This is a genomic window from Acidithiobacillus ferriphilus, from assembly GCF_018854775.1.
Classification (GTDB): Bacteria; Pseudomonadota; Gammaproteobacteria; order Acidithiobacillales; family Acidithiobacillaceae; genus Acidithiobacillus; species Acidithiobacillus ferriphilus.
The window spans coordinates 1-1,582 of sequence record NZ_JAAZTY010000185.1 but is presented as its reverse complement, the minus strand read 5'-3'; the positions used below and the strand labels follow the sequence as shown (position 1 = coordinate 1,582).

The window sequence follows — 1,582 nt, the reverse complement described above, 5'->3', positions numbered from 1 at the left end:
TCGCTTTACCGCCTCGCCCCGGCATGCCGACGTGCTCACCGTGAGCGGGCCGGTGACCCGCCATATGGTCGCCGCCTTACAAGACTGTCACAACGCCATGCCTGAACCCCGGAAGGTCATCGCCGTTGGCGACTGCGCCTGTTGCGGCGGCGTGTTCCAGGGCAGTTATGCGGTCATGGGCGGCGTCGCGAAGGTCTTGCCGGTGGATTTGCAGATACCAGGTTGCCCGCCCGATCCTGACGCCCTGCTGCGGGGACTTTTGCAGGTGTCAGGGGAACGGATAGAGAACTGATACGAGGTATTCTCCTGACGCTCAAAGGTTCACCTTGTAAATATTCGTTAGCCGGATCAGTTGTGTAGTGGGCGACAAAATTAATTTTTCTTAAACCATAGCTGCACAACATCTCTCCGCCGCCACAAATAGCAGCGGCCTACCGGAACCAGCTCGACTGCCGCTTTCCCCGTGTCGGCGAGGTGTTTCCCGATTGCATCGCCAAAGCCACCGCCAGCCTCAGCCCCGCGGGGATAAGCGCGTATATCGATGCGGCGCGGTGCTGGGCGATTCTGCTCTGGAGCCGGTCATGCAGATGGTGCAGCACATGCAACGTTCGCCGAACGGCAACGCTATTGGCGGATTTCTGCCTTGATCCCCAAGCCGATGCCTATGTTGCCGACATTTTCGGCCGTCAGTACACGGTCATCGACCATATTGCCAAGCTGCCGGAAAAACTACCGGAACTATTTATCGCCCTGACCAGATAACGGTTCCCTACTCCGGCAACAAACGCGCCGCTTCCTGATCCAGCAAAAAATCCCGGAAGGCCTGGGTGGCCGCCGAAAGACGCTTACCCTGACGATGCACCAGATACCAGTGGCGTTCAATGGGTAACCCCTGCACATCCAGCACCGCCAGGCGCCCCGCCAGCAACTCTTCCCGCACCGTATGCAGAGAAGCGATGCCCAGCCCCATACCTGCGCGCACCGCATGTTTGATCGCTTCGTGGCTGCTGACTTCAATGCTCGCATGCAGAACGATGCCGGCCTTTTCGAAAAATTGTTCCACCGCGATTCGCGTCCCCGAACCAGACTCCCGCATAATGAAGGGATAAGCCGCCACCGCCTCCAGTGTAATCGCCCTGACCTGAGCCAGGGGATGATCGGGCGCGGCGATGATCACCAGCGGATTATCCAGAAAAGCCGTCGCTTCCAGCGACAAACCCGCTGGTGGCCGCCCCATGATGGCAACATCCACTTCATTCTCCGCCAACTGATGGAGCAGGCTCTCCCGGTTCGTAACATCCATACTGACCGTCACCTGCGGATGCAATTTACTGAAAGCCGCCAGCAGATAAGGCGCGACATACGCTCCAGTGGTCGCCACGCTGATATGAATATGCCCCCCGGACAGCCCCTTGAGGTCATTGATCACCTGTACCGCCTCATCCAACTGCTGGGTGATGGCGGCACTGTAGCGCGCCATTTCCCGCCCCGCTTCAGTGAGATAAATCTGCCGTCCCAGTTGTTCAAAGAGCGGCAGTCCGACTTGCTCTTCCATCTGGCGGACCTGCATAGATACGGCGGG

The 1,582-nt window shown here is 58.8% G+C and carries 3 protein-coding genes; 2 read left to right on the top strand and 1 reads right to left on the bottom strand.

Annotation, left to right across the window (positions count from 1 at the left end; all coding sequences use genetic code 11):
• Positions 1-292 (top strand): NADH-quinone oxidoreductase subunit B family protein (locus tag HF921_RS11735; protein ID WP_404813118.1); only part of this gene is annotated, 292 nt, incomplete at its 5' end.
• A 335-nt stretch (positions 293-627) separates the two neighbouring features.
• Positions 628-762 (top strand): hypothetical protein, encoded by a 135-nt coding sequence (locus tag HF921_RS13465; RefSeq protein WP_264318205.1) that lies wholly within the window; start codon positions 628-630, stop codon positions 760-762.
• Positions 763-769: 7 nt separating this feature from the next.
• Here the strand turns inward: HF921_RS13465 and HF921_RS11730 are convergent.
• The coding region (locus HF921_RS11730; protein WP_215893863.1) for a LysR family transcriptional regulator at positions 770-1,582 on the bottom strand (813 nt) is incomplete at its 5' end.